We start from the raw sequence: 24,294 nt of genomic DNA on the forward strand, positions 1-24,294 counted from the left end.
ATGTTAAACGGAGAACTTCCCCTGATTACTCAGACTCACCGGCATCAATCGTGTCGCCGCTTATAAAGTTAAGCCCGCCTTTTTTGGCCATTGTCAGCGTTACACGAGTGAAGTAATCAGCGCCGTTGCGTGGGTGCATATCGTTGATAGCCGAACCCCACAGCGTGGTACGGTTGACCAGCGCCGGAGTGGTCGGATGCTGGAACGGGATGGCCGGGACAGCATCACCAGTCACGAAGCCTGCTTTACCCGGATTTTCATCACGGACGTAGGACAGCACATCCATCGAGCTGAACTGAATGTTCTCTGTCGTTAAGTTCTTACAAATACCAGCAGGTACTTCGTACACTTTCACGTTACCGAACAGGGTACCGATGTAGTGAACATACGGAGTCTGGATATAGTCTTCGGCTGGCTGGAAGAAATCCTTCGGCAACTGTTTGAAGAAAGATGCTGCATCAGCACCAGCAAACATCCCCATCGCACCAGAAGATTTAACGCGCTCAATAATGTCGCGATATACAGTCTGGAATTTGCCACGAATGATGGTTGCCCATACATCAAAGGACTGGTTAACCGGCAGAGCGATGTCAAAGGTGTCGGTCGCAAGAGTACGCCAGATCATGATGCGAAGACGCAGCATATCCTGTTCATGAGACAGGTATTCCTTCAGGGTGCGGAACTGTAGGGAACCCAGGTCCAGACCAAATTCACGCTGTGCTTCACACGCCGCCTGTACCGTGTGCTCAGCCGCGATAACGAACTGACTTGGGAACAGGGTGTATTTCTTCATTTCGTGGTTGATCAGCGGGATCAGCTCAGGAGCGGCTTCAATATTGATTTCCGTCTCAATTGCGATCTCAGTGCCTTTATCCGGCGCTTTGGAGAACGACAGGGCAATCTGACCAATGTTGTAGTTCAGAGAGCAGGTAACAGTGATTTGCTCACCAGCAGCATTAGTAAACGAGTGAAGTAGGCTGCCGGAACCGTTATCAACAACAGACTTAATACGGTTAACGTAGATGTTAGTGCGACCTTTTCGGATTGGTACATTCTGGCCTTCGAAGTCTTCCATCTTGAAGGTTGCGGTTTTGCTGGTGCCATCGGAGCTTGCCACCAGCACATAGCGGCGACGTAACTGGCTGTACACACCGACGGATTGCATGTCCAGAACATCACCAGCAGCATAAGAACCAAAAGATGAACCTGCCACGTTAAAGACTTCATAGATGTCGGACTGGTCACGCGTAACCGGAATGAAGGTACACGCATCAGCGGTAGCTGCCCCCAACTGAACAGGCAGGATCATCGCGAGGAATAAAGGCAGACGCATAACACCGTCAGAAACGCTCATCATCTCTGCTGCGACGGATTCCAGCATCGCTTTATTAGTGGCATCCATGCTATTGCGGGTGGACTCAATCAGGCAGTTTTCCAGCGTCTGGTGGCAGGAGGCCAGAATTTCCGGACGCGGCATAGATTTATGTGCTGCGGCGTAGTCAGCCAGTGCACTTGCCCACGCTGTAGCGATTTGAGCGGTGGCATTATCAGAGATACCCGCAAAAACCGGGTCTTTACGTGCAGCTTCAAGGATAGATGCGGCACGCGCGGCATCATCTTTAATGAATTGGTTATCAGTACCGAACTGCGCAGTGCTTGCCCAGCCAAGCACAGCTTTAGAGCGTTTTGCGATATCTGCAATACGATTCTGGTATTCGCGTAAGTTACTCAATTTACTCTTCCTTAAACACAAGGCACTTGTGTGAATCCCTTTTCGGAAGAGATTTTATTGAAAGTCACTTGTTGACTTTCTCGTGACAAGCAATTTTTTTATTTTTTTCGGGAGTAGGGGAGGAAGGTAAAATCCAAGGTGAAATCGTGGCGATTTCACCTTGAAATTTTAGAGGGATTTACTTTAAAAACAGTAGTTTAATAGTGAAATTTGAATGGCGAAAGTTTAAGGCTTCGGCTTTTTATCGAGGCTCTTTCTAAGGATATGCCCAATCATCCTGTCGAGTTCTTCCTGTAGCTCTTTTGAAAGTCGATTAAACTCATAAGAAAATGCACGGCCTTTCACGCGCTTCCTTGCAAAGCGATCCTTGTCCTCAAATTTCCATAATTCAGTAACTACGGACTTATCTTTAGAACCTTTATCCGTGAGTAGTGAGGCTTCCTTTGTTATCAAGCGCAGGATTTTATTTTTAACTTCATCTTCGGCCATTTCTTCAATGGATAAGATGTCGTTTATTTCCGGGGATATGTTTTGAATAAGCTGATCAAACTCTAAATTCTTGTTCCCCATTTCGTCGCCAACAGCACAAAGCGTTTTGTAGTCCGAAAAGGTTAATTCCGACTGCACAGGGAAAAGGGCGACTAATTCTTCCGGAGCACTCGCTGCCTGGAGAGCACGCGTGACCTTCGCCTGAGACAGCCCTTCTTTGGCTGCAATATCCTTCTGACTCATCCCATCATTTTTCATTCGCATCAAACGCAGACCTATTTCTCGAATGCTGTGCTGCAATGCTGTCTGAACGTCTTTCGCTAAATTTTGCGCTTCCTGAACGCTGATCTCCTGGTCCGTGACTAAAACCCGCAACCCTACGTTCTCTAAGATGGCAGAAGCTCGACGCCGGGAACCATCCAAAATTTCAATTTTCCCTGTAGCCCGTCTAACACCTATTGCAGGGTAAAATTGCTGATGCTTAATAGTGCTTCGGATACTTTTTAATGATTTTGGCGTAAGAGATGCCTGGTCACGCCCGTTGTTATGCTGATCAACAAAGGTATCGCTTTCTACCTGGTTCGGAGGTATTACCTCTTCAATAAATGTGGCCTGGCGACCAGTTGATAACTTGAATACCTGCTCGACTCGATCGCCAGAGGCTGAAGAACTATCAAATCCGCTTAATATTGAAGGATTAAGGGTTCGCCCAATTGTTGGTCTGTTTTTCTTTGACATGGGGGTTTCTTACTCCTCAGTTAGATCTGATAAATTCAATACGGTCAAAAACTGCTTTAGCAAAATCTTCCGCAGCAATTCGCGCGTTCTTCAATGCATCAGCACTACCAACATACGTTGCCGGGTTAGCTGAAATAACAGTGTCAAAAGACTCGCCGCAGCGTTCAAAACCGTCAAGGCGAGGGAGGACAACATCAAGCATATCCCCACCGAACACTTCTTTAGCCAGGCTATGGCAATACTTATGGTCTGCCTTGTTACTCAACTTGGACATAAAACCAATGTTAGTTGCAAGCTGACACTCGCAGCCTTCATCCGAAATGAGTTTCACCAACTCAGGAAGGCGGGCAACGTATTTAAGCGATGAGTGGAAATCAACCGTTGCAGGCGGCAGAGGTGTAAACAGTATATTGGCCGAGGCCAAAGCATTTTTCAGGAAGGCGTCAAGGTGAGGACCACTATCAACGAGGATAAAGTCATAATCGCTCTTCAGCTTATCAATCACATTTTCTTTCAGGACTGCATGGATGTTCTGACCCGGTAGATGCTCATTGCACAGCTCTCTCCAATCGGATGCAATAAAGGCATCGTCAATCGACGCAGGCATAACGTCAACCCCAGGTACAACAGAAGGAACAATAAACTCCTCTAACAGCTCTTCACGGCTTACATTCTGCAACATAGCCTGTGCAGATGTTGCGTTTACGATACCAATAGAGTGTTTATGGCTTAAAAACATCGTTGCTGAAGATTGCGGATCAAGGTCAATAACCAGAATCCTTAAATCTTCCATCAGAAGATGAGGATGAGCACGCATTGCATGCGCCAGAGAAACCGTCGATACAGTTTTTGACACACCGCCTTTAAGATTGGAGATGAAAATCACATACGCTTCGCTGTAGCGATCCCGGTATTTTGGCACTCCGCGATGTTCATATATGTCAATGATGTTCTGAATTGACATCGCATATTTCATTGAAGAGCCAGCAGGGCGTTTATCGAAAACATAACCCTTTTCTTCCATTTCACTTACGGCATAGTCAACGTTCGCACGAGTCAGTAGAGGCAATTTTGCCAGTGCCGCTTTCGCATAGACCTGGTAAAACTCGTTCGCGTGTAGCTCATCCTTTTGCAACTGTACTTGTTCAGTCAGAACATTGAGCATTCTATTTGCTCTTTGAGCAACCTTGTGAAGCTGGCTGGAATCACTCATCGAAAGTCATCCTTTATGCTGTATTTTTGAATTTAATTAAAAATGCTGCATAAAATAATAATGTATGCGTAGATGCTTGTACATAGCATTCTCTGCATGTTTGGTTCATTTTGCACGATTGAGAGTTACAAGGAGGGCACAAAAAAGCCCCGTTCAGGGGCATCAGTGTTATTTGCTAAGAGCAGCGAATAATCGTTCGAAATCGATAGTATCTATAGCACGCGTAAGCGCCGGAAGTTCAGCCTCAAAGTACCCGTGTCGATCGTAAAAGAAGGGACCGAAGAGCGAGGCATGTTGGATTCTACTTCGCCCCAGCCCGGACACACAGTTAAGCCCATTACCGGCTAAAAGGCTAAAAAACTTCTCTGGATTATCGTGGTAAAGCTGGGAATCAATGGTGGCGGTTAACTCTTCCATAGGGAAGCACACCCGCCCTGTATCCCAGGGATATTTAGTCCGAAGCATAAACATTGCTTTCAGCAATTCACATTGAGCGCGGATCGCGTCCGGTTCATAGCCAGATATGGAGACATAAGCCACGTCCCTCATTCCTGCGTCATCTTTGAAAGTCACGATAGAAGTAACATCCAGCTCTTTTTCGAAAGAGCAAGCAGCATCTACTGGACGCTGAAGTAAATCATTCGACTTAATGCGCTCGAGAATCCCTCCCCACATATCATTTAGATATTCGATATGAGCCAAAACCTTATCAAGACACTCTCGTGTAAACCATTCAGTATGCCCGCCACCGACGCTTTTCTCCCACGGCGCATTCCAGGGGAAAAAGGTTGCGTGTAAAGCCCGCTCAAGATTAACCATTGCCAAACGCGTACCACGATAGACCCGTGAAAGCGCAAAATCGGGACTCACTTGTAGCCCTTTAAACCGTGCCAATGGACCACATGAAATGCCGATTTTAAAAGTATCTCCGTTCTCTGGCACCAGAACGTAGAGGTAGTGTTGTTTCTCTTCTTGCATATCAATACCACTGCTTGATGAGAACCGCGCAAATGTTGACTATGCGCGAAGGTTAATGTGAATAGTTGACTATGCGCGATGTGACTACAGTCAAAAGTTGACTGTAGTCGATTTAACTCCACCAAAGATCGACTATGTAAGATATTGTCGGGAGAAACGTTGACTATACGCGATGAAATGCCCCTAAAAGCCATCTCAATAGCGACTTGCAGAATATTGACGCCAGCAAAAATCCACCAGCGTCAACGAATGTCGCCTATAGTCAACTTCTCGCTATCGCATATAGTCAATATTATGGATTGCGCTTATGGATCTGGAAGCCGATTTTCCTGCCGTTTTTTATCTCTGAAAATTTAAGATACTCAATAGCTTCCAAATCTTTCATGGCTTTTCTGATAACGCTATTTTGCACGCTAACGGATGATTTGAGATTAAGCCTCGCTCTAAGGCGCTCAATGCTGACAGGTGCCGGGTTGGCGGGTAGAGCCTCAAAGAATGTATACAGTACCTTGGCCGTCTCTTTGCGCCCTAGTTTATCCAGCATCTTCAGCTTCAGGATTCGCTTATAGTCAACATAGTAAAGTTCAGATAGCTGTTTCTGCGGCTGGATCTCGATAACATCAAGCTCGGTATTCAGGCTGCTATATGCCAACAAGTTGACGTTAATGTTATTGAGATGACCTTTTGCCGCCGGGAAGCGGAATTTGACAACTGTCTGCTGAATGCGTGTCAGAGAGTCATCAATACTTTTACGGAACGCCTTTGAAAGGCGCTTACGTGGATAGCCGCATCGATCGGCAAACTCGGAGAATGGCAGGGTGATTATGCCGTCATCATCAGGTGCGTAGTCAAACAACGCGGAGGTTATGCCCACCCACACCTTAAAATCAGTATCCATATCCAGGCGTGGACCATGAATTTCAATTCCCTCATAGCCTTCCTGCTCAACAATTTTGAGGCTTGATAGTTCTTCAGTTGCGTTCGTTGTGTTTGTTGTAACTGACGATCCGCGACGTAGCGCCACATTGGTAGATTTTAAGGTTGGCACAAACACACCTAAGCGCAACAAAGCGATGGGTTGTATAGTGCTGTTGTTATTGGGCTTCAGGCTGTGGATTTCTCCTGTATTTCCTGCAACTTCTTCAACGCTAAGGAAGCCTTTACTTTCTTCCGGCATCACGGTTTCTCCATGTGTGGCGCGGCCTGACGTCAATTTGGATGGCTGTTATCAACAGCTGTGAATATTCAGACTCTAAAATCGCTTACAGTCAATGTTTCTGTCGCGTATAGTCAACAATAAATCGCGTGCAGTCAACAATAAATCGTGCACAGTCAACATAAAATCGCGTATAGTCAATGTTGATCCCATTTCAGGCCAGTAATGACGCGGCTTACAGCGATCCGGGATCTTCTTTGGATCTTCCTAGGTTCTCTTTAGGATCTGTTTATTGGATCTATGCTGTGGATAAGTTGAATAAACCGGCCAACAAAGCCGGTTGGAAGGAAGTCATATTATTCTACGCTTTCGGTGATGCTGCCAACTTACTGATTTAGTGTATGATGGTGTTTTTGAGGTGCTCCAGTGGCTTCTGTTTCTATCAGCTGTCCCTCCTGTTCAGCTACTGACGGGGTGGTGCGTAACGGCAAAAGCACTGCCGGACATCAGCGCTATCTCTGCTCTCACTGCCGTAAAACATGGCAACTGCAGTTCACTTACACCGCTTCTCAACCCGGTACGCACCAGAAAATCATTGATATGGCCATGAATGGCGTTGGATGCCGGGCAACCGCCCGCATTATGGGCGTTGGCCTCAACACGATTTTCCGCCATTTAAAAAACTCAGGCCGCAGTCGGTAACCTCGCGCATACAGCCGGGCAGTGACGTCATCGTCTGCGCGGAAATGGACGAACAGTGGGGATACGTCGGGGCTAAATCGCGCCAGCGCTGGCTGTTTTACGCGTATGACAGGCTCCGGAAGACGGTTGTTGCGCACGTATTCGGTGAACGCACTATGGCGACGCTGGGGCGTCTTATGAGCCTGCTGTCACCCTTTGACGTGGTGATATGGATGACGGATGGCTGGCCGCTGTATGAATCCCGCCTGAAGGGAAAGCTGCACGTAATCAGCAAGCGATATACGCAGCGAATTGAGCGGCATAACCTGAATCTGAGGCAGCACCTGGCACGGCTGGGACGGAAGTCGCTGTCGTTCTCAAAATCGGTGGAGCTGCATGACAAAGTCATCGGGCATTATCTGAACATAAAACACTATCAATAAGTTGGAGTCATTACCCTGCTCCCTTAAGAATTTTCTCTCTCATGAACCCTGCCTTCATTATCTTTCCTCATGTTGACTTTGAGCAGTTGCTCATGTAAATAGACCCGCTTTAGTTCCATACACTTTTTGAGATCCCGGGCTGGTAATGTTGTTGACGATATTCCTCCGGTGTCAGGTTGTTCAGTGATTCATGAGGGCGTTCACAGTTATATTCTAACAGCCATTGTTCCGTGATTTCACGCACTTCATTCAGCGTTCTGAACAGATAAAAATCGAGTATTTCTGTGCGATATGTTCTGTTAAAGCGTTCAATGAATGCGTTCTGTGTCGGTTTACCCGGTTGGATAAATTCCAGTTGTACTGTATGTTTCTCTGCCCATTCAGCCAGTGCCAGCGAGATAAATTCCGGACCATTATCCATGCGAAGCATTACGGGATATCCCCGGTTTGCTGCGATCCTGTCGAGGACACGAACCACTCGCTGAGCTGGTAAATTAAGGTCTATTTCGATAGACAACGCCTCGCGATTAAAGTCATCAACGATGTTGTCAGCGCCAGTGATATAAGACGGTAATTCACCATTTGGATTGTCCGCTCCACCCAACATGTTGTTTCCTTAAGGTTCTCACACCAGAAAGGACATCAACATGCTGAGCAGAGAGGACTTTTACATGATAAAGCAAATGCGCCAGCAGGGCGCGTACATTGTCGATATTGCGGCTCAGATTGGTTGCTCTGAACGGACGGTCAGACGCTACCTCAAATACCCTGAACCGCCAGCCAGAAAGACCCGCCACAAAATGGTTAAGCTGAAACCGTTTATGGATTACATCGACATGCGCCTGGCAGAGAATGTCTGGAATAGCGAGGTTATCTTCGCGGAGATTAAGGCAATGGGCTATACGGGCGGACGTTCCATGCTGCGTTACTACATCCAGCCCAAACGTAAAATGCGTCCGTCAAAAAGAACAGTTCGCTTCGAAACTCAGCCTGGATACCAGCTCCAGCACGACTGGGGCGAAGTTGAGGTGGAGGTTGCCGGGCAACGGTGCAAAGTTAACTTTGCGGTTAATACGCTGGGGTTCTCCCGCCGCTTCCATGTCTTCGCCGCACCAAAACAGGATGCTGAGCATACCTACGAATCACTGGTTCACGCCTTCCGCTACTTCGGTGGTTGTGTGAAAACGGTGCTGGTTGATAACCAGAAGGCTGCGGTGCTGAAGAATAACAACGGGAAAGTCGTGTTCAACTCCGGATTCCTGTTGCTGGCCGACCACTATAACTTCCTGCCACGGGCATGCCGTCCACGCAGGGCCAGAACAAAAGGTAAGGTTGAGCGGATGGTGAAATACCTCAAGGAGAACTTCTTCGTCCGGTACCGCAGGTTCGACAGCTTCACTCATGTCAATCAACAACTGGAGCAATGGATAGCCGATGTGGCTGACAAACGGGAACTTCACCAGTTCAAAGAAACTCCGGAACAGCGCTTCGCGCTGGAGCAGGAACATCTGCAGCCGTTACCGGATACGGACTTCGATACCAGTTACTTCGACATCCGCCATGTGTCCTGGGACAGCTATATCGAGGTTGGCGGTAATCGTTACAGCGTTCCCGAAGCGCTGTGTGGTCAGCCGGTATCGATACGAATATCGCTGGATGACGAGTTGCGGATCTACAGTAATGAGAAACTGGTGGCCTCACATCGCCTCTGTTCGGCATCGTCTGGCTGGCAGACAGTGCCGGAGCATCACGCCCCGCTCTGGCAGCAGGTCAGTCAGGTGGAACATCGGCCACTGAGTGCCTATGAGGAGCTGTTGTGATGCATGAGCTGGAAGTCCTGCTGAGTCGCCTGAAAATGGAGCATCTGAGTTATCACGTTGAAAGCCTGCTGGAACAGGCAGCTAAAAAAGAGCTGAACTACCGGGAGTTCCTGTGCATGGCGCTACAGCAGGAATGGAACGGCAGGCATCAGCGCGGTATGGAGTCCAGGCTGAAGCAGGCTCGTCTGCCGTGGGTCAAAACGCTGGAGGGCTTTGTTGAATAAATCAGATTTCGGGTAAGTCTCCCCCGTAGCGGGTTGTGTTTTCAGGCAATACGCACGCTTTCAGGCATACCTGCTTTCGTCATTTTGTTCAGCGCTCGTACCAGGGCCATAGCCTCCGCAACCTGACCATCGTAGTCACGCAGCGTCAGTGAACCCCCGAACAGCTGTTTTACCCGGTACATCGCCGTTTCCGCTATCGAGCGACGGTTGTAATCTGTTGTCCATTTCCACCGCGCATTACTCCCGGTCATTCGCTGATTAGCCACTGCACGGTTACGGTCTGCATATTCACCGGGCCAGTAACCCGCACCTTTTCGGGGAGGGATAAGCGCGCTGATTTTCTTACGCCGCAGTTCATCGTGACAGAGCCGGGTGTCGTAAGCGCCGTCTGCCGATGCTGCCCTGATTTTTCTGTGAGTCTGCCGGATAAGACCCGGGAAGGCTTCTGAGTCCGTCACATTGTTCAGCGACAGGTCAGCGCAGATGATTTCATGTGTTTTACTGTCAACGGCGAGATGCAGCTTACGCCAGATACGGCGGCGTTCCTGGCCATGCTTTTTGACTTTCCACTCGCCTTCACCGAAGACCTTCAGCCCGGTGGAATCAATTACCAGGTGTGCGATTTCACCCCGGGTGGGCGTTTTGAAACTGACGTTAACCGACTTTGCCCGCCTGCTGACACAGCTGTAATCCGGGCAGCGTAGCGGAACGTTCATCAGAGAAAAAATGGAATCAATAAAGCCCTGCGCAGCGCGCAGGGTCAGCCTGAATACGCGTTTAATGACCAGCACAGTCGTGATGGCAAGGTCAGAATAGCGCTGAGGTCTGCCTCGTGAAGAAGGTGTTGCTGACTCATACCAGGCCTGAATAGCTTCATCATCCAGCCAGAAAGTTATGGAGCCACGGTTGATGAGGGCTTTATTGTAGGTGGGCCAGTTGGTGATTTTGAACTTTTGCTTTGCCACGGAACGGTCTGCGTTGTCGGGAAGATACGTGATCTGATCCTTCAACTCAGCAAAAGTTCGATTTATTCAACAAAGCCAAAGGCATCCTCCCGGATGTCACCATCACTTATTGCGAGCATCATAGAAATAGAGTGCAGTTTATCTCTATAAAGAGAAAGAATAGACTGCTCATTAAAGGTTTGTATCCCCGCAGGTCGGGTTGGGTATTCAATGAATTTCAGGACTTCAAGATTCGGGTGATCTGGCACAGTGTATTTTTGATCCCCTACAATCTGAGCAAATGGCGAAAGACTCGAAGGGTCCTGCTTTATTAACTCAACTACATCATTCTCCCGTCTGGAGAAGATGCCTAAAACTCGTTGCATACTTAAGAAGATCGCCCTGAAATTCATCAAATAATCCTTAGCGGCGTTTACCAGACAGTTCCGCAGCAATATAAGCCTGCACGCTTTTGTACTGTTTTACCTTTTCGATAAACTCATCGGGACTGTAAGCACCTTTTACACGACGGGATACGTTAAGTGTTTTCTTAACCCGTTCGATATACATGTTGAGACTTCGAATAATATTGTGCGCCATTACGTTGTAATCGCTAACCGGTAATTGACCCAGAGAGTTGAATTTGTACATCTGGGTCAGAAGGTTGTTCATTTCAAAGATGTGCTTATAAAAACGCATTGTATTTTGATTGTTGAAGTTTAACTGGACCGATTCAAATCGGAACGGAGAAAACTCAGTTGATGAGAAGAATGGATCACTTTCATCAACGTGAATAGTGGCGATATGGTGTTCCAGATTCTCCTTCATTAAATTATTTTCGTCGTGCAATTCATTAAACCAGTCCTGAATTGCCTGCACCAATTCGGGGTGCCGGTAATGACTCCAACTTACTGATAGTGTTTTATGTTCAGATAATGCCCGATGACTTTGTCATGCAGCTCCACCGATTTTGAGAACGACAGCGACTTCCGTCCCAGCCGTGCCAGGTGCTGCCTCAGATTCAGGTTATGCCGCTCAATTCGCTGCGTATATCGCTTGCTGATTACGTGCAGCTTTCCCTTCAGGCGGGATTCATACAGCGGCCAGCCATCCGTCATCCATATCACCACGTCAAAGGGTGACAGCAGGCTCATAAGACGCCCCAGCGTCGCCATAGTGCGTTCACCGAATACGTGCGCAACAACCGTCTTCCGGAGCCTGTCATACGCGTAAAACAGCCAGCGCTGGCGCGATTTAGCCCCGACATAGCCCCACTGTTCGTCCATTTCCGCGCAGACGATGACGTCACTGCCCGGCTGTATGCGCGAGGTTACCGACTGCGGCCTGAGTTTTTTAAATGGCGGAAAATCGTGTTGAGGCCAACGCCCATAATGCGGGCGGTTGCCCGGCATCCAACGCCATTCATGGCCATATCAATGATTTTCTGGTGCGTACCGGGTTGAGAAGCGGTGTAAGTGAACTGCAGTTGCCATGTTTTACGGCAGTGAGAGCAGAGATAGCGCTGATGTCCGGCGGTGCTTTTGCCGTTACGCACCACCCCGTCAGTAGCTGAACAGGAGGGACAGCTGATAGAAACAGAAGCCACTGGAGAACCTCAAAAACACCATCATACACTAAATCAGTAAGTTGGCAGCATCACCATGTTGTGGTACCATTTAAAACTATAAAGCTACTATAAGGTCAATAGAGTAAAGAATCCGTTGGGGAGGAGGCTGATGCGCATTGGTCAGTTGGCGCAGTTGGTAGGGGTCGAAACACAGACGATCCGCTTCTATGAACAGCAGGGCTTGTTGCCGCCGCCTGATCGGCAGGACAACGGTTACCGTGTCTATACCGAGAAGCATGGTGAGGGGCTGGCCTTCATCCGTCGCTGCAGAATCCTGGGCCTGTCACTGGCTGAGATTCACGAACTACAGAGCTATCAGGACGCCCCTCATCAGCCTTGTACCGCCGTCAACGCCTTGCTCGATGATCACATCTCTCATGTGCGGTCGCAGATAACCGCTCTGCAAGCGCTTGAGAAACAACTCGTTTCACTGAGAGCGAGTTGCAACGATGACCGGGAAGTTGAGGCGTGTGGGGTTCTTGCTGGAATTAGCGAAGGAAACATGCACCAGCAGTAGGTGAAGCATCAACCAGATAATCCGATGAGATGCCGGTCTGTCTCACTCTCATGCAAAGGTAAGATCAACCATTTAATCCGCTTACCCCTATAATATAGCTCTAGATAATAGCAGAAAGAATAATATCAGACCGGCGGCAAGCAGATATGCCGATAGCGATAAGCTTGAAAGACTGATTTACGTTTTCAGAAATTAACCATGTAAGCAAATGCCTGACACCAAGAAATATCTTTCATGACAGATAAAAACAGGAAACAGCATAATGAAGTCATTGATATATTTTGGAATGCTCATTTTTTTTATGATGAAATCCATCGCAGTTATCAGTGCAGAACCGGTAAACGAGCCAACAAAGCATCTGATTTCTATTGGTGTTTTTGCCGATCGGGGAATGACTGAAGCCAGAGAAAGATGGCAACCAACAATCAATTGGTTAAAACAAGAAATACCAGAGTATGATTTCCGGTTAATTCCGCTGCCTTTATCTCAGTTACAGCACGAAATTAGTCAACAAAATCTGCAATTTATCATTGTTAATCCATCAGAAAGTATCCGTATCGGTAGGGTTCACTCTTTATCCTGGATGGCGACATTAATCAGCCCAATGCAGGGCGGAACAACTACCGCAACAGGTTCGGCTATGTGGGTCAAAGAAAATAGCCCGTTTACCGATCTATTACAGTTATCCGGTAAGCCCATCGGTACCGCTCATCGTCAGGCATTCGGTGGTTTTATGGCAATGGAAAGAGAGTTGCACCAAATGGGTGTCAGCAATCGTTATTTCTCTCATGTACAGGAAATCGGTTATCCTCATGAATCCGTTGTTCAGGCTTTATTAGCCGGGAAAATTCAGGCCGCTATTTTGCCGGTCTGCCTCGTTGAATCAATGATAGAAAAACACCAGTTGGAAGAAAAAGCACTCCGGGCATTAAACAATATCGCGCCCGACTCCTTTGGCTGTCAGGTTTCTACTCGTCTTTATCCTAACTGGAGTTTTGCCATGACCGACGCGGCAGACAGAACGTTGGGACGAAAGATTCTCACCGCATTATTAGCGGTTCCTAGCCAATCCGAAGTCGCAAAAGCTGCACAATCTCTGGGATGGACAGTTCCTGAAAGTCAGGCGGAACTGGATCGATTGTTTAAAGATTTAGGAATACATCCTCTGGAACAGCCCTGGTGGATTAAATTATGGGAGTGGATTAAGAGCCGTTACTACCTGCTGATCGTCATCGGTATCGCCTTAATTATTTTGCCGCTTCAATACATTTTCCTGACGATGAAATATCGTAAAAGTACCCTTTCGCTACAGCAAGCGTTAGAGAATCTGCAATATGCTCAACGTCGGGCATTGGTCAATAAACTGGGCTCAAGTTTAGCGCATGAGTTAAGTCAGCCGCTGTCCGCGATTCATCTGTATGCTGAAGGTGAACTATCGCGCCGAAAACGCGGTGACCACTCCACGGATATTGATGTGTTACTGGATAAAATTCGCCATCAGGTTATCCGAATTAATCAAGTTGTCGATCGTTTCCGTCAATTACTCAGAAAGCAGGCTATACAAAAAACGCCTCAGGATCTGGCAATTATTCTGCAGCAGGCAATAAAACTTGTTGAGATCTATGCAAAATCAAAACAAGTAGAGCTAATTTTACATATCGATAAGCAAAAGATGCTTCTGAAGGCAGATAAAGCAGGAATAGAACAATTAATGGTTAATTTATTTACTAATGCAATTGATGCTTCCGCTCAGGCCGGTGCTTGCAGCGTATCGATCAATCTGTTACATACAGAAAACAAGGCACATTTAACCGTCAGAGATCGCGGAGCAGGTTTACAACTGCCACTGGAAGAACTTATGACGCCATTTGTCACAACAAAAGCGGACGGAATAGGCCTTGGTTTAGTTATCTGTAAAGAAATTGCCGAGTCACATCGCAGTACATTTTTACTACAAAACCATCCTGACGGCGGATGCGAAGCATCTGTTATCTTCACTCTCTACCACAACCATAAATAACGGAGTTCAGCATGTCAGAAATACAGCGTTTATACATTGTTGATGATGATGAATCCGTTCTGGATTCCCTTGAATTTGTTCTGCAAGGTGAAGGATATCAAACTCAGTGCTTCTCCTCCGCCGAAGCTTTTTTACAGTGGAGTGAACGGCATATTGAGTGCCTGACGGACACCGGTTGCTTAATTCTGGATTGCCGCATGCCGGGAATGGGTGGTCAAACGCTGCAAACATTGCTTAGCCAAACCAGAAGCACTTTAGGTATCGTTTTTCTGACCGGATACGGCGATGTTCCGATGGCCGTTGATGCCTTGAAACAAGGAGCCGTTGATTTTCTGCAAAAGCCGGTCGATCAAAAACATCTGTTACGTGCCGTGAAAAACGCTTTAATTTGGTCAGCAGCAGAAAAAGCGCGCCAAACGTACATCAGCCGTTATGAGCAATTAACCGGTCGTGAACGCAATATCTTAACTTTGTTGGCCGATGGAAAAACAAATCAGCAAATTGCTGAAAATCTTTTTATTTCTGCCCGAACGGTTGAAGTACATCGAGCCAATATGCAAAAACACTTAGGCATGGGTTCTTTGGCTGAAATGGTTCGTCTTTATACGCTGGTTGAACCTTATTTAGGTGAGATTTGCGAGCCGCCGGTCAGAATAAAACGGAAATAGAAGAGAAATAGAATACGGCTATCGGTGATGCTGCCAACTTACTGATTTAGTGTATGATGGTGTTTTTGAGGTGCTCCAGTGGCTTCTGTTTCTATCAGCTGTCCCTCCTGTTCAGCTACTGACGGGGTGGTGCGTAACGGCAAAAGCACTGCCGGACATCAGCGCTATCTCTGCTCTCACTGCCGTAAAACATGGCAACTGCAGTTCACTTACACCGCTTCTCAACCCGGTACGCACCAGAAAATCATTGATATGGCCATGAATGGCGTTGGATGCCGGGCAACCGCCCGCATTATGGGCGTTGGCCTCAACACGATTTTCCGCCATTTAAAAAACTCAGGCCGCAGTCGGTAACCTCGCGCATACAGCCGGGCAGTGACGTCATCGTCTGCGCGGAAATGGACGAACAGTGGGGATACGTCGGGGCTAAATCGCGCCAGCGCTGGCTGTTTTACGCGTATGACAGGCTCCGGAAGACGGTTGTTGCGCACGTATTCGGTGAACGCACTATGGCGACGCTGGGGCGTCTTATGAGCCTGCTGTCACCCTTTGACGTGGTGATATGGATGACGGATGGCTGGCCGCTGTATGAATCCCGCCTGAAGGGAAAGCTGCACGTAATCAGCAAGCGATATACGCAGCGAATTGAGCGGTATAACCTGAATCTGAGGCAGCACCTGGCACGGCTGGGACGGAAGTCGCTGTCGTTCTCAAAATCGGTGGAGCTGCATGACAAAGTCATCGGGCATTATCTGAACATAAAACACTATCAATAAGTTGGAGTCATTACCCGGGAAGTGTAATATCAGCAAAGCGGAAAGCCGCGCGGCTACCGGCGGTTTTTTGTGTGGTTCCCAAACAGCAAAAAGCGGCGTCAACGGGTTCAGTCAGCGTATCAAGCAGAATTTGAACATCACTGCCCGTTGGGTTAATCACTTTGTTACCCGCATTTGACAGCGGGTGGCGCGTCGGAGCGTAAATGCGTTCAATGCGCGGATCGGATTGCAGCATAGCGAGTAAATGACTGCCGATTAATCCGGTTGCGCCTAATAATAAAACGTTTGCAGGCATCTCTGCTCTCCTCAAGTGATTAAGCCCGTTACGCTCAACCTGAAAAAACGCCCCTAAATTAAGGGGCGTTAATGTGTGTATTGATAAAACATCCGTTAATAAGAATAGATCAGAATTATTTGGCGATCTTCTTATATTTGATACGATGAGGTTCAAGCGCTTCTGCACCCAGCGTACGCTTTTTCCAGTCTTCGTATTCAGTAAAGTTACCTTCAAAGAATTCCACTTTACCTTCATCGCCGTAATCAAGGATGTGCGTAGCGATACGATCAAGGAACCAGCGGTCATGGGAAATGACCATGGCGCAGCCCGGGAACTCTAACAGGGCGTTTTCGAGCGCACGCAGCGTTTCGATATCCAGATCGTTAGTCGGTTCGTCGAGAAGCAGCATATTTCCGCCAACTTGTAGCAGTTTAGCTAAATGTAAGCGACCGCGTTCGCCGCCGGAAAGCTCGCCAACGCGTTTGCCCTGATCGGTGCCTTTGAAGTTGAAGCGACCGACATAAGCGCGGCTTGGCAGTTCAAAGTTACCAATGCGCATAATATCCAGACCGCCGGAAACTTCTTCCCAAACCGTTTTGCTATTGTCCATACTGTCACGGAACTGATCAACGGAGGCGATTTTTACGGTATCACCTAAAGTGATTGTGCCGCTGTCAGGCTGCTCCTGACCGGAAATCATGCGAAACAGCGTTGATTTACCAGCGCCGTTCGGGCCGATAATACCGACAATGGCACCTTTTGGAATCGCGAATGATAAATCTTCTATTAGCAGACGATCGCCATAAGATTTTTTCAGATTCTGAACTTCCAGCACTTTATCGCCTAAACGAGGGCCGGGCGGAATGAACAGCTCGCTGGTTTCATTGCGTTTTTGATATTCAACGCTATTGAGCTCATCAAAGCGGGCAAGACGCGCTTTACTCTTAGCTTGACGGCCTTTTGGATTCTGGCGAACCCACTCAAGTTCTTTCTCAATAGATTTGCGGCGAGCGGCTTCGGAAGAGGCTTCTTGCTCCAGACGCTTATCTTTTTGCTCCAGCCATGAAGAATAGTTACCTTCCCATGGAATACCTTCACCGCGGTCAAGTTCCAGAATCCAGCCTGCGACGTTATCAAGGAAGTAACGGTCGTGGGTAATGGCTACAACGGTGCCTTCATAGTCATGCAGGAAGCGTTCCAGCCAGGCAACGGACTCTGCGTCCAAGTGGTTGGTTGGTTCGTCGAGCAGTAACATGTCCGGTTTTTCCAGCAGTAGGCGACAAAGTGCAACGCGACGGCGTTCACCACCGGATAAATGCTCAATTTTGGCGTCCCACGGCGGAAGGCGCAATGCATCAGCAGCACGCTCCAACTGGTTATCCAGATTATGTCCATCGTGAGATTGAATGATCGCTTCCATTTCGCCTTGCTGTTTAGCCAGCTTATCGAAGTCTGCATCCGGTTCTGCGTATGCCGCATAAATTTCGTCTAAACGCGTTAAGGCATTTTTGACTTCACTGACGGCTTCTTCAACTGCTTCTCTTACGGTTTGCTCAGGATTCAGCTTAGGTTCTTGCGGCAAATAACCAATTTTAATGCCCGGCTGCGGACGCGCTTCACCTTCGATATCGGTGTCGATACCAGCCATAATGCGTAATAGCGTGGATTTACCTGCGCCGTTTAAACCAAGCACACCAATTTTGGCGCCGGGGAAGAAGCTGAGAGAGATATTTTTTAGAATATGTCGCTTCGGAGGAACAACTTTTCCGACACGATGCATAGTATAGACGTATTGTGCCACAGTATTAGGAGCCTCTTAATTACGGGGTTTCTTAATGGCGCCGATTAGAGCATGGAGGGGAAGACTTTGCCATGGTGATCGGCATATTTTCCTCAACCTGATAAAACCGTGAGTTGAGACTTTTGAACGCCGGCACACGAATGGCAACCTCATGGCCCCCATTAGATAAAATCCGTTTGTAAAAGTTTAAGATCAATAATATAGCGTGCGGGGCCGCGGGGTAATCTGCCATTGATGTTGCTGATCTTTTAATATCCGTTTAGTGACTTTTCCTAATAATGCATATAGAGGCGTTTCAGCATGGGCGGTGAGCAATTCGCAAAAACGGCCACTCCATGGCAATAAATGATCGCGTAAAAATTCGCGTATTGTGCGCTCGGTGGTTTCTTCCGGATAATCTCCCCATTGTTTTAATAGCAAGGCGAGTACTGATAAACATAATCCAATGTGGTCAGAAATTTGCTGTTCATCGGTACAAAGTATAATGCGGTGGGATTTCAAAAAAGCGGTTAATGCATGAGTTGAGCGCTGTAATAGCAGGTTCTCTTCCGTCAGATAAACCGATCCCCATGGAACGGCTTTTGGCATCCCAATGCCAACGAATAAGGCTAAATGGTCAGCCTGCAAACGCTCGAGAGCATCTTGATTTTGTAAAAAGGTGTTTGTCTCGTGAATATCCATGTCCCATTTACTGTGCCAAAGATTAAGAATATCGCTGTTTAACATATTGTTGATTAGTGCCTTTTGTGGTTCAAAGCAAAAGAAATGATACAAAAGGGATAAGCTGACCAGTGACAATTCACGCTCAGTAATAGCTTCAGTTTCTATACGATGGCTCATTTTATTCACCTATAAAAAGAGATAGATTTCCGGCTAAAACGAAATCAATGAGTTAGCCTCCATTGAGAGGCTAACGTTGAATTTAAATCGGTTTGACTTCGACCAGATTGGTTCCTTGAGGGTTGGCTTTCGCTAAGGCCGTCGGCTTTAAACGAGTGAGGGTATTAATGCATCGACCGATATCAATGCCTTTCTCATCCGGCTGATACCATGCACCTTCGCCCATCGCTACAACGCCGGGCATTATTCTTGGCGTAATGCGTATTGGAATTTGAATCGTTCCGCGTGCGTTATAAACATGCACCATCTGCCCTTGAGCAAGATGACGAGCCTTTGCATCAATAGGATTAATCATTAAAACATCGTCAATGACTTCCCGCAGCCACGGAACGTTATGAAACGTTGAGTGTGGGCGTCCTTTTGATTTAAATCCAATGAGTTGTAAAGGATATTGCTCTCTTAATGCCTCATCGGCATAGCTCTCCCACGTCGGCGTATATTGCGGCAATGGCGTAATCGTATCTCCCGCCGGCAGCGTCCATGTTTCCGCAAGTTTGGCTAGTTTATGGCTGTAAATCTGAATTTTACCTGATTCTGTTTTCAGTGGATTGAGGGCCGGATTTTCCCGAAACGCTTTTAACGTATATCGCGGTGCGAGAGGATCAAACGGAAGACGAACGGTTTTTTCTCGTTCTAAAATCTCGATAGGCGGAAAATTCGTGTGTTTTAAACGGCTTTGGTTATACAGATAGCGTTGCCAGTCATCCCAACTGCGCCCTTCAGTAAATTTTTCGCGGAGACCAAATTTGTCGGCAAGATCGGCAAAGACATCGTAAGGATGGCGGCACTCGTACATAGGATCAATGACATGTTCAGTCATAGTCAAATGCGTTGAGAAGGCCACAATACGAGAGTTTTCCAGCCAAGTAATATCCGGTAGTAAAATATCCGCAAATTTAGCGCTGGCTGTCATGTGATTATCCATCACGAAAATAAACTCTAACTTGCTTTCATCGGCCAATATTTTGGCCGTTGCATTGCAGTCAGAGTGCTGATTTAACAGCCAGTTGCCTTGATACATAAAGACGCATTTTACGTCGGTATCTAATTTAGGTGCGCCTTTGATCCCATCGGTTAATGCCGTCATTTCATGGCCACGTTCTACGGCTTCCAGCCATTTAAAGCAGGGAACTTTTGCCGAAACCGGGTTTTTTCCGGTTGGCATTGTCATGACATCTGTTGTGTGGAACAAAAAGTCTGATGCGCCGTTATTCGTACCGGGCAAGCCGATTTTACCCAGCAAAATTGGCAGCATAAATATTGCTCTGGCCGTTTGTTCTCCGGCAGCCTGACGCTGGGGGCCCCAACCTTGAGCAATATAGGGCGCTTTCGCGTGGCCAAGTTCACGTGCTAACTGATAAATTTGTTCTTCCGGAATGCCGCAGATTGCGCTGGCGTATTTTGGCGTTTTTGCGATACCGTCGATGCCTTCACCCAAAATATAAGCTTTGTATCCCAAACGCTTATCTAACGGAGGAATATTTTTTTCGCTATCACCCGGTTCTTCGTCATAACCGTAACAATGTGTTTTCAGAAAGTCGTCATCGGTAAAACCTTCCGTTATCAGTACCCACGCAATTGCTTCAACTAATGCTGCATCACTTCCCGGGCGAATAGCCAGCCAAAGATCTTCCCGACCACAGGCGGTATCTGTGTATTGAGGATCAATAACGATTGTTCTGGCGGAGTTTTGCTTTTTGTACCATTGATAATGGTAAGTATCGCTGCCACCGCTCATTCGCGTATTGGCCGGATTATTTCCAAAATAAACAATCAGATCTGAACGCGCCATTTCCGTTGGTGCGCTGCCGAACGTATAAGATTTATCGCCGTAAGTATATTGAGAAGCCGTATCAATCTGGTGACTACTGTAATTACCTTCCGGCGATAGGTAGCCGCCGATCATATTCAGAAACCTGGGAACATAGTGATAAGAACCGTCCGGTTTTCCGTAACCGATTCGGCTGAAGATTGCCTGATTACCATATTCACGGATGATATGACTTAGCTTATCGTGCACTTCCGTTAGTGCTTCTTCCCAACTGATGCGCTTAAATTTACCTTCGCCACGTTTGCCGATGCGTTTCATTGGGTATTTTAATCTGTCGGGAGCGAAGGTTCGTTTATGCAAAGATCGGCCGCGTAAACAAGCTCTGACTTGATGGCGACCAAATGTATCATCGCCTTGGTCGTCCGTTTCAATACGTTTTATTTCACCGTTTTCAGTCACGATTTTTAATAAGCAACTGGAATGACAATGTGCCCAGCAATTGTGCCATTTGGCAACTTCACCTACGTGAGTATCAATAACAGCCGCAGCGATAGCATTCATAGAGTGAGTCGATAAATAGGCGCCCATACCGAGAAAAGAGCTCAGTTTTAAAAAGCGCCTGCGGGATAAATCAGAATGGTCGACTGCTTGCGTTATATTTTGTTGTGTAGACATAATAAAATCCTTATATCGCGGCGTTAAGTCCGATTGCCTTAAAGCTGTTGCAGTAAAATAAGTTCATAGAAAAAGACTCTTCCTAAGAGCTCGGCAATAATGACAGCCGTTGTTACAGCGGCTAACTTGCCCGTTATTTGCGTGGATAAATTCATTAAAAGGCAGCAGAGAAATGCGGATGCCAATAACAGGATTCGAATAACTTGAATAGCTTTAAGCCATACAGGAATTGCGCTAACTTCTCCGTTTAGAGCAAACAAATAGCCACAGGAAAACAGGATAAATAGAAAGAGTACCGCGCCCCAAATGGGTTTCATGATGTATATGAACGATGTTGAACTCCCGTTTCTGTTACGAAATGCGTACAACAGAAGGGCGCTTAATAATGAGCCGGACAAAATACCGCTAAATACAAAGTTAATAACGGTCCACGGCGTAGACCAAAGAGAAACTGTTGGTAAAAAATAAACGTTTGCGATGGCAAATAGAACACCGATGGCTGCCAGTGCCGCCAGAACAGCGCACAGGAGCAGTGGCGCTCCTTTTACTTTTTTCAATAGTAAGAAACTGGTGCTTAGGCCAAGCAAACTAAAAATGAGCACCATGACGATCTCGAGGCTCATGGGAGAAAGATGTTTTAGGCCAAAGAGTACGTTTAGGGCTCTTAATGGTTGGCCTAAATGTGTTAACGCGGCGAGCCCCGCCAGTGCTAACAGCGGCCAAAGAGAGAATATTGCCAGTGAAAATTGTTGGCCTGAGGTTTGTAGCTGAGCGGCAGGGATCAGCTTAATTAACCAAAGCAGAATAAAGCTACCGGCAACGGCTTGCATAAGTACGGTAAAGAAGACCAAAGGTAATTCATGCATAGTTATAGCTCCGATTTATTAACAATCGTTCCACGATACTCTGACGTTGGCTTCCCATGAGGATTGGGATTGATCGTGATAGACGGTTGGGTAAACGACGATTGGGGAAGTGGGGCGATATCAGTAATATCACCATATTTTTCTCTTAGTTCGTCGATTGGCCCAAAATCGAGCGCCCGTAACGGACACGATGAAACACACAGCGGTTTTTTATTTTGTTCGATTAATTCATAACAGCCATCACATTTTGTCATGTGTTTCTTCTCGCTGTTATACTGCGGCGCTCCATACGGACAGGCCATTTCGCAGTATCGACAACCGATACAAATTTGCTCATCAACAACAACTAAACCATCCTGTGTACGCTTATGCATAGCGCCGGTAGGGCAAACTTTGGTACAGGCCGGATCGGCGCAGTGATTACAGCTGACGGAGAGGTAATAAGCGAAAACGTCTTGTCGCCAGATATCTTTTCCGGCTTGAGTCCAACTACCTCCGGCGTATTCATATACCCGACGAAAATTGACACCAATAGGCAGTTGATTTTTATCTTTACAGGCAACCTGACAGGTTTTACATCCTGTACATCTACTGCTGTCGATATAGAAGCCATATTGTTTTTGTTTCATAGCTGCCACCAAATTAGAGTGAATGGTTATTACAGTTTGGAGGCATAGTGGTTGATGCTGTGGATTGTTTCTATACGGGATTTCCACATGTAAACGGTTTTGTTGAATAAATAAGATTTCGTGCGAACGACCCTGTAGCTGGCTGGATTTTCAGGCAATACGCACGCTTTCTGGCATCCCAGCCTTTGTCATCCTGTTCAACGCACGCACCATGGCCATAGCTTCCGCTACCTGACCATCGTAGTCACGCAGCGTCAGTGAATCTCCCAACAACTGCTTCATTCTGTACATTGCCGTTTCCGCTATCGAGCGACGGTTATATTCCGTTGTCCATTTCCACCGTGCATTGCTTCCGCTCAGCCGCTGATTAGCAACGGCACGGTTGCGGTCTGCGTACTCACCGGGCCAGTAACCTGCTCCTTTTCGGGGAGGAATAAGCGCGCTGATTTTTTTGCGGCGCAGTTCATCGTGACAGAGCCGGGTATCGTAAGCCCCGTCTGCCGCGGCTGCCCTGATTTTTCTGTGAGTCTGCCGGATAAGGCCCGGGAAGGCTTCTGAGTCCGTGACGTTATTCAGCGACAGGTCTGCACAGACAACTTCATGTGTGTTGCTGTCAACAGCAAGATGCAACTTTCGCCAGATACGACGGCGCTCTTTGCCGTGCTTTCTGACTTTCCATTCGCCTTCACCAAAGACCTTCAGCCCGGTGGAATCAATCACCAGGTGTGCGATTTCACCCCGGGTGGACGTTTTGAAACTGACATTAACCGACTTTGCCCGCTTACTGACACTGGTGTAATCCGGGCAGCGCAACGGAACGTTCATCAGGGCAAAAATGGAATCAATAAAACCCTGCGCAGCCCGCAGGGTCAGCCGGAATACGCGTTTAATCACCAGAACGGTGGTGATGGCGAGATCAGAATAGCGCTGGGGCCTTCCTCGTGATGAAGGCGTTGCCGACTCATACCAGGCCTGAATCGCCTCATCATCCAGCCAGAAAGTGAGGGAGCCACGGTTGATGAGAGCTTTGTTGTAGGTGGACCAGTTGGTGATTCTGAACTTTTGCTTTGCCACGGAATGGTCTGTGTTGTCGGGAGGATGCGTGATCTGATCCTTCAACTCAGCAAAAGTTCGATTTATTCAACAAAGCCGCTTCCCTGATGAGGTGGTGGTGTAAATCACCGAAACCGGGTCAGAGCAAAACGTGGGTTTTATTTGGTATAACCAATCACGGCAAGCTCAGCGGCGAAATACTGTACCGGTTGGTGGGGCAAGGCAAGAAGCTGTTCCGCTGGCGGCTACCCGAAGGTAATCCCTATCTGAGGACGGAGACCAGAAACACGTATACA

22 protein-coding genes and 3 pseudogenes are annotated in these 24,294 nt (G+C 47.4%); 8 read left to right on the forward strand and 17 right to left on the reverse strand.

Going from position 1 to position 24,294, the window contains the following annotated elements:
* Window positions 1–25: 25 nt before the first annotated feature.
* The 5 genes from LG381_RS22180 to LG381_RS22200 form a co-directional block, all read right to left on the reverse strand.
* Entirely contained in the window at window positions 26–1,732 is a 1,707-nt protein-coding gene (locus LG381_RS22180) for a hypothetical protein (protein WP_104698932.1), read from the reverse strand.
* Between the two features lie 225 nt (window positions 1,733–1,957).
* The gene (locus LG381_RS22185; RefSeq protein WP_000038866.1) at window positions 1,958–2,959 is read right to left on the reverse strand and encodes a ParB family protein; all 1,002 of its coding nucleotides are present in this window, start codon (window positions 2,957–2,959) and stop codon (window positions 1,958–1,960) included.
* A gap of 16 nt (window positions 2,960–2,975) precedes the next feature.
* Window positions 2,976–4,172 (reverse strand): AAA family ATPase, encoded by a 1,197-nt coding sequence (locus LG381_RS22190; protein WP_001285362.1) that lies wholly within the window; start codon window positions 4,170–4,172, stop codon window positions 2,976–2,978.
* Between the two features lie 168 nt (window positions 4,173–4,340).
* Window positions 4,341–5,150 (reverse strand): GIY-YIG nuclease family protein, encoded by an 810-nt coding sequence (locus LG381_RS22195; RefSeq protein ID WP_001154687.1) that lies wholly within the window; start codon window positions 5,148–5,150, stop codon window positions 4,341–4,343.
* Window positions 5,151–5,442: 292 nt separating this feature from the next.
* Window positions 5,443–6,327, reverse strand: a complete 885-nt coding sequence (locus LG381_RS22200; protein WP_001113742.1) for a RepB family plasmid replication initiator protein — start codon at window positions 6,325–6,327, stop codon at window positions 5,443–5,445.
* Window positions 6,328–6,732: 405 nt separating this feature from the next.
* Between LG381_RS22200 and LG381_RS22205 the strand changes: the two genes are divergently transcribed.
* Window positions 6,733–7,430 (forward strand): IS1-like element IS1B family transposase gene (locus tag LG381_RS22205; RefSeq protein ID WP_095033700.1). Its coding sequence is split into 2 segments (ribosomal slippage): window positions 6,733–6,982 and window positions 6,982–7,430, totalling 699 coding nucleotides; the frame shifts between segments, so codons are not numbered across the junction.
* Between the two features lie 109 nt (window positions 7,431–7,539).
* On the opposite strand, the pseudogene LG381_RS22210 reads toward LG381_RS22205, so the two are convergent.
* Window positions 7,540–7,977, reverse strand: a pseudogene (locus LG381_RS22210) (transposase); the annotation flags it as partial.
* Window positions 7,978–8,077: 100 nt separating this feature from the next.
* Between LG381_RS22210 and istA the strand changes: the two are divergent.
* A complete protein-coding gene (gene istA / locus LG381_RS22215) occupies window positions 8,078–9,250 on the forward strand; it encodes an IS21-like element IS21 family transposase (RefSeq protein ID WP_032259761.1) in 1,173 nt (390 codons plus the stop codon).
* Window positions 9,250–9,459 (forward strand): annotated as a pseudogene (locus LG381_RS22220) (ATP-binding protein); the annotation flags it as partial. The gene istA and the pseudogene LG381_RS22220, both read left to right, overlap by 1 nt.
* 56 nt (window positions 9,460–9,515) lie before the next feature.
* Here LG381_RS22220 and LG381_RS22225 read toward each other — a convergent pair.
* The 4 genes from LG381_RS22225 to LG381_RS22240 form a co-directional block, all read right to left on the reverse strand.
* Window positions 9,516–10,484 (reverse strand): IS5-like element IS903B family transposase, encoded by a 969-nt coding sequence (locus LG381_RS22225; RefSeq protein WP_013815099.1) that lies wholly within the window; start codon window positions 10,482–10,484, stop codon window positions 9,516–9,518.
* Between the two features lie 17 nt (window positions 10,485–10,501).
* Window positions 10,502–10,831, reverse strand: a complete 330-nt coding sequence (locus LG381_RS22230) for a hypothetical protein (protein ID WP_032259853.1) — start codon at window positions 10,829–10,831, stop codon at window positions 10,502–10,504.
* 10 nt (window positions 10,832–10,841) lie between these two features.
* The gene (locus tag LG381_RS22235) at window positions 10,842–11,246 is read right to left on the reverse strand and encodes a hypothetical protein (protein WP_225763008.1); all 405 of its coding nucleotides are present in this window, start codon (window positions 11,244–11,246) and stop codon (window positions 10,842–10,844) included.
* An 80-nt stretch (window positions 11,247–11,326) separates the two neighbouring features.
* A protein-coding gene (locus tag LG381_RS22240; RefSeq protein ID WP_095033700.1) for an IS1-like element IS1B family transposase occupies window positions 11,327–12,024 on the reverse strand; the annotation gives its coding sequence in 2 pieces (ribosomal slippage) (window positions 11,327–11,775 and window positions 11,775–12,024; 699 coding nt in all).
* A 130-nt stretch (window positions 12,025–12,154) separates the two neighbouring features.
* On the opposite strand from LG381_RS22240, the gene cadR reads away from it, so the two are divergent.
* The 4 genes from cadR (at window position 12,155) to LG381_RS22265 (ending at window position 16,026) form a co-directional block, all read left to right on the forward strand.
* Window positions 12,155–12,562, forward strand: a complete 408-nt coding sequence (cadR, locus tag LG381_RS22245; RefSeq protein WP_029396360.1) for a Cd(II)/Pb(II)-responsive transcriptional regulator — start codon at window positions 12,155–12,157, stop codon at window positions 12,560–12,562.
* A 262-nt stretch (window positions 12,563–12,824) separates the two neighbouring features.
* Entirely contained in the window at window positions 12,825–14,582 is a 1,758-nt protein-coding gene (locus tag LG381_RS22250; RefSeq protein WP_032306943.1) for a sensor histidine kinase, read from the forward strand.
* 11 nt (window positions 14,583–14,593) lie between these two features.
* Complete coding sequence (locus tag LG381_RS22415) at window positions 14,594–15,250, forward strand: response regulator (RefSeq protein ID WP_029396361.1); 657 nt, start codon at window positions 14,594–14,596, stop codon at window positions 15,248–15,250.
* Window positions 15,251–15,328: 78 nt separating this feature from the next.
* Window positions 15,329–16,026 (forward strand): IS1-like element IS1D family transposase gene (locus LG381_RS22265; RefSeq protein ID WP_223293343.1). Its coding sequence is split into 2 segments (ribosomal slippage): window positions 15,329–15,578 and window positions 15,578–16,026, totalling 699 coding nucleotides; the frame shifts between segments, so codons are not numbered across the junction.
* Window positions 16,027–16,036: 10 nt separating this feature from the next.
* Here the strand turns inward: LG381_RS22265 and LG381_RS22270 are convergent.
* The 7 genes from LG381_RS22270 to LG381_RS22300 form a co-directional block, all read right to left on the reverse strand.
* Window positions 16,037–16,321, reverse strand: a complete 285-nt coding sequence (locus LG381_RS22270; RefSeq protein ID WP_029396284.1) for a hypothetical protein — start codon at window positions 16,319–16,321, stop codon at window positions 16,037–16,039.
* A 115-nt stretch (window positions 16,322–16,436) separates the two neighbouring features.
* Window positions 16,437–18,104: an energy-dependent translational throttle protein EttA gene (gene ettA / locus LG381_RS22275; protein ID WP_032306836.1), complete on the reverse strand. Its 1,668-nt coding sequence runs from the start codon at window positions 18,102–18,104 to the stop codon at window positions 16,437–16,439.
* A gap of 192 nt (window positions 18,105–18,296) precedes the next feature.
* Complete coding sequence (locus LG381_RS22280) at window positions 18,297–18,944, reverse strand: molecular chaperone TorD family protein (protein ID WP_042004624.1); 648 nt, start codon at window positions 18,942–18,944, stop codon at window positions 18,297–18,299.
* Window positions 18,945–19,026: 82 nt separating this feature from the next.
* Complete coding sequence (locus tag LG381_RS22285) at window positions 19,027–21,450, reverse strand: DMSO/selenate family reductase complex A subunit (RefSeq protein WP_042004625.1); 2,424 nt, start codon at window positions 21,448–21,450, stop codon at window positions 19,027–19,029.
* Window positions 21,451–21,488: 38 nt separating this feature from the next.
* On the reverse strand, window positions 21,489–22,316 hold the full coding sequence (locus tag LG381_RS22290) for a DmsC/YnfH family molybdoenzyme membrane anchor subunit (protein WP_033550846.1): 828 nt from the start codon (window positions 22,314–22,316) through the stop codon (window positions 21,489–21,491).
* A gap of 2 nt (window positions 22,317–22,318) precedes the next feature.
* Entirely contained in the window at window positions 22,319–22,945 is a 627-nt protein-coding gene (locus tag LG381_RS22295; protein ID WP_032306837.1) for a DMSO/selenate family reductase complex B subunit, read from the reverse strand.
* A 150-nt stretch (window positions 22,946–23,095) separates the two neighbouring features.
* A complete protein-coding gene (locus LG381_RS22300) occupies window positions 23,096–24,064 on the reverse strand; it encodes an IS5 family transposase (protein ID WP_000654811.1) in 969 nt (322 codons plus the stop codon).
* Window positions 24,065–24,096: 32 nt separating this feature from the next.
* Between LG381_RS22300 and LG381_RS22305 the strand changes: the two are divergent.
* Window positions 24,097–24,294 (forward strand): annotated as a pseudogene (locus tag LG381_RS22305) (group II intron reverse transcriptase/maturase); the annotation flags it as partial.

The sequence above is a fragment of the Escherichia sp. Marseille-Q3837 genome, assembly GCF_916618735.1.
In the GTDB taxonomy this organism is placed as follows: Bacteria; Pseudomonadota; Gammaproteobacteria; order Enterobacterales; family Enterobacteriaceae; genus Escherichia; species Escherichia ruysiae.